We start from the raw sequence: 4446 nt of genomic DNA on the forward strand, positions 1-4446 counted from the left end.
CTCCCGTGCGCCGTGCACGCGTGTGTTTTGCTGTTTTTTTTTCTAATTTTTTTTTTTGTGTTTTTCCGGGGGGGGGCGGGGGGGCTGGGGGTTTGGTTCGCCCCCTACTGCCCCCGGCGGCCCCCCCCCCACTACCCTAAAACCAAGTCGTGACAGACCAAGAGGTCAAGGAAAGCTGGCCGCCGGCAAAAGAATCGCGGCCAATCCAATCGCCGCGCGTCGACTCAAACCAAGTCTTGCTTGCGTTTTTTGCGTCGATTCTTCCCGCATTCGCGGCACACACCGCTGACCAGCATCCGGTGGCCGGACACGCGAAAACCGTGTTTTGCGGCCGCTTCGTCTCGCGTCGCAATCAGTTCCTCGCTACGAAACTCGATCAATTTGCGGCAACGCGTGCAGTACAGGTGGTCGTGAGCAGGGTAGCCGTAATCCAGTTCATAAACCGTGCGGCCCTCGAGCTGAAAACAATTCAGCAACCCAGCGTCCACAAACTCCCGCAGCGACCGATACACCGTCGCTGAACTGACGTAGTTGGGCTCGCCCTTGCGAGGCAACTTCTCGATCAGCTCATCCGCATCAAAGTGGGCGTGCTGAGAGAAAATCTTCTCGACGAGGAACTTACGAGGCTTGGTCTGTCGCTGGCCCTTGCTCTGCAAATACTCCTCAAAACGCTCCTGAGGGGTCAAAGCCACCTCGAGACGTTCGAGAGATTCGGGAACCGAAGACACGTCAGACAAAACGGACCGCTGAGAAAGAGAGAAGAAATGCTTGCACCCCACTATAGCAGCCCCGTCCAGATTTGTCCCGAGCGGAGCCCTGCGAAACCGTCGCAGAATCACCAGGACTCGCGAAAAACGCAGATCAACGGGGCCGAGGCCTCGGTCTCCGTCCGCAGGACTGAGTGGATCACGCTGCAACGACACAATCGACGGAAATCGTCATTTCCGCTCTCGACTTTTGGATTCGCTGTCGATATCTTCCGCAGCCGATTGAAAAACAGTGAGCGTGCAATCGCATTTCAGTGATGCGAACCGACTCACTGCGGTTCAATCAGCACGACACCAGGTCTCGCCCTTCACGGGCGCGGCGGAAGTGTGTTGGCAGGACGTTTCCTAGCGGAATCGCCCACTCCAAACGCACAACGTTGCCATACCGCAAGGTGCCGCAACCTCCATTGCGATCTCCCCAAGGTCAACACGTTATTGCGCCCAGGACGCGGCTCGATAACAGCGAAGAAGAAGTCGGCCAGGGTTCCATCGGAACCCTCAGACGAAGCCACCGGGCTTCGAAGTTTTGACTGTATTTCGTTTCTCAACTGACCTTGGTCCCCAATTGGAGGCACCCCAGCCGCATGATCGCATCGACCACTCTGCGCGCACCCAACGCCCGAACGGCTCAGCCGAACCTTTCCTTCGACCTCGCCAAAGAGCTCGCTGAAAAACACGGCACACCTTTGCTTGTCGTATCACGATCCAAAGCCATCGAAACCTACTGGGCGATGAAGAACGCCCTGCCAGGTGTTGATCTTTATTATGCGGCGAAAGCCAACCCGGATCTGCATTTCCTGTCGACTCTCAACGGCGAAAATGCATTCATCGACGTCTGCTCGCCTGGCGAACTGAAGGCAGCACTCGCCGCTGGTTTCACGCCAGACCGCATGCTGCACACGCACCCATGCAAAACCGATGCAAACCTTCGGGAATGCTATGAAGCCGGCGTGAACTGGTTCGTCTTCGACAACCCAATCGAAGCGGAAAAGATTCGCCGACTGACTCCGGATGTGAACTTGTTGTTGCGTTTGGCAACGACCGGAGCCTCCAGCCGAATCAACCTGTCGGCGAAGTTCGGTTGCCCGATGCACGAAGCGATGGAACTGTTGGCAACGGCAAAAGCCAATGGCCTGAAAGTTCGCGGGTTTTCGTTCCATGTCGGCAGTCAGTGCCTCAACCCACAAGACTATGTCGAAGTGCTCCGCAGCGTTCGCGAAGTTTGGGACGAAGCCACCAAAGCCGGACACCACTTGGAAGTCCTCGACATCGGTGGTGGTTTCCCCGCGCCGTATCGCGAAGACGCACCTTCAATCGAAGCCTTTGGCGAAGTCATCACGAACGGACTGCGAGAGATCTTCGGTGACTTGGCGATCCGTTTGATCGCCGAACCAGGCCGCGGGTTGTGCACCGAAAGCGTGACCCTGATCACGCGCGTGATCGGGAAGAGCCGTCGCTGGGAATTGCCTTGGTTCTTCCTCGACGATGGCATCTACGGATCGTTCTCGGGCAAGATCTTCGACCACACGGACATCCCGCTGCTCGTCGAAAACGATGGCTCACGAGAAACCGTTCCTTGCGTGGTCGCCGGTCCAACCTGCGACTCCACCGATATCGTTTCGCGTGATCAGTGGCTTCCTGATTTGGAAGTCGGTGAATTGGTCTTGGTTCCATCGATGGGTGCCTACGCTGCCGCCAGCGCATCGCCATTCAATGGGTTGCCAGTTGCCAACAGCGTCGCGATCCATTGACGGAAGGCACGTCCTTTGCCGCTTTTTTCTCGCTTCACGGGGCGATGCTACTGGTAGCGAGATGCATTTTCAGGCCCGAAGGGTCGGCATAGCCCTTGCCGGTGCCGGTCAGGCAGTTCCTGTGTCGCCACTCCCGTGGCCAAGCCCCTGCTCCTCCTGAACTCTGACGAGTCCAGCCACTGAAGTCGTTTCGCTGCTGGACAAATCGGAAAACATTCGGCCTGGCGCTGTGCAGCGAAAAATCAAGGATTGATACGGATCTTGTATCTGTTCCACGCCCCAAAGGGGCAGCTCGATCGTAGCCCCAGGCATCGCCTGGGGTTCCGTTACCGAAGCCGTAACCCAGGGCGTTGCCCTGGGTTGTCATAGGGCTGCCCCGTTGGGGCTAAGTCGTCGAACAGAACTTGCGCAACCAATCCCGTCCACAACACCAATGTTTTCGCAGTCCAGTGCTGTGCAGCGCCAACTTGCTGATCGCGGGTGTTCGCCATTTCGCGAACGGGTTCACGACTCGCTTTGTTCCAAAGCATCGGCGGGAACGTCAGGTACAACCTGACCTACGGTTTTTGAAGTTGCGTTTTTGCGTGAGGCATTGTTTTTTTCATACCCCGAAGCGTCAGCGAGGCGAAGTCAACATCGTTTTTCCCTCGCTGACGCTTCGGGTTCTGAGAAAAGCGCAACTTCAAAACTGACGGGTTCGGGTTGGGATTCGATACTCAGCTGTCGCGTTCGTCTGAATTCTGGCGAATCCAGCTACGGACCTGTTGCAATTTCTGGCGTTCTGCAAGCACGCACCTTATCATGGGGACCAACCTTTCCCCCCGCACCAAAACATCGACATGACAGAAGATTCTCCCGCGATCGCTCCAATGAAGACGAAGGCGAAGGTGCCGCTGGCTCCTGTTCGCACTCCGGTGATCCAATCAGTTTGGACTTGGTTCTGGGTGGCGTTGCTGGCCGCGTGCATTCCCATGCTGGTGATCTACTTCTCGCGAATGTGGCGTCTAGATCACTACCAGTACTTCCCATTTGCGATTGGAGCAGTCGTTTGGCTGACTTGGTCTCGCAGTGATCGCTACTTCTACGCTCCCTCTCGAATCAGTTCCTTGCTGCTGATTTCAGTGGGCGTGCTCGCCATGATCGGTAGCTGGGGCTTCCGGTCACCTTGGATGATGTCCATCGCGTTTGTCTGCTACGCAGCGGCGTGTTTAAGCGTGATGAGGGGCCCGCACGACAAGAGCCTATTGATCCTTGCGCTGCCGTTGCTGCTGCTGGTTCGTTTACCACTTGGCTACGACCAACTGCTCGTGATCCAACTGCAGCACCTGACCACAATGATGTCGAGTCTACTCCTGGATGTTCTGTCGATTCCCCATGCAGTGACCCACAACGTGATCGAACTGCCCAGTCGAGAATTATTTGTGGCCGAGGCGTGCAGCGGAATCCAATCGGTCTTCACAATGGCGTTTCTGAGCACGCTGATCGTTGCGATCAATCGCCGAAAATTGTGGCTGGCTCCCTTCTATCTCGCCATCGCGTTGATTCTTGCAGCGGGTGGCAACGTTTTGCGGGTGTCCATGGTCGCTGTTGCTGATCAATGGATGTCACTGGATTTGGCATCCGGATGGGCGCACGACATTTTGGGATACACCACTTTGGCGATTTCAGCATTCTTCCTTTGGTCATTCGACGGGATGATCATGACGCTGATGCACGTGACCGGAACGACATCGGACGAACAACCCGACAATCCAATCTTGCATTTCTGGAACTGGTTTGTGGACGACGGTCAAAACGTTGACGCGGTTGGCGAATACTACCGCAGCAACCAGCCCGCTTCAGATTCGAAGGAACTCGGGTTTCAGTTGCAGTTGGCTCGTCTACTGGGCCGTTTGCAGGCGAAGCCGATCGCGGCGGCGATGGCAGTC

The 4446-nt window shown here is 56.3% G+C and carries 3 protein-coding genes; 2 read left to right on the plus strand and 1 reads right to left on the minus strand.

Annotation, left to right across the window (positions count from 1 at the left end; genetic code table 11):
• Nucleotides 1-224: 224 nt before the first annotated feature.
• On the minus strand, nt 225-779 hold the full coding sequence (locus ACF8AM_RS10860) for a Fur family transcriptional regulator (protein WP_392555658.1): 555 nt from the start codon (nt 777-779) through the stop codon (nt 225-227).
• A gap of 572 nt (nt 780-1351) precedes the next feature.
• Here ACF8AM_RS10860 and ACF8AM_RS10865 point away from each other — a divergent pair.
• Nucleotides 1352-2518 carry a type III PLP-dependent enzyme gene (locus ACF8AM_RS10865; RefSeq protein WP_392555656.1) on the plus strand — a complete coding sequence of 389 codons (1167 nt, stop codon included), beginning with the start codon at nt 1352-1354 and terminating at the stop codon, nt 2516-2518.
• A gap of 839 nt (nt 2519-3357) precedes the next feature.
• Nucleotides 3358-4446, plus strand: a 1089-nt coding sequence (gene xrt, locus ACF8AM_RS10870; protein WP_392555657.1) for an exosortase, incomplete at its 3' end; no start/stop codon positions are given.

The sequence above is a fragment of the Rhodopirellula sp. JB055 genome (genome assembly GCF_043100905.1).
In the GTDB taxonomy this organism is placed as follows: Bacteria; Planctomycetota; Planctomycetia; order Pirellulales; family Pirellulaceae; genus Rhodopirellula.

Excerpts from the sequence above, each read along its gene's own strand:
- ACF8AM_RS10865 (WP_392555656.1), top strand. The coding sequence starts at position 1,352 with ATGATCGCATCGACCACTCTGCGCGCACCCAACGCCCGAACGGCTCAG.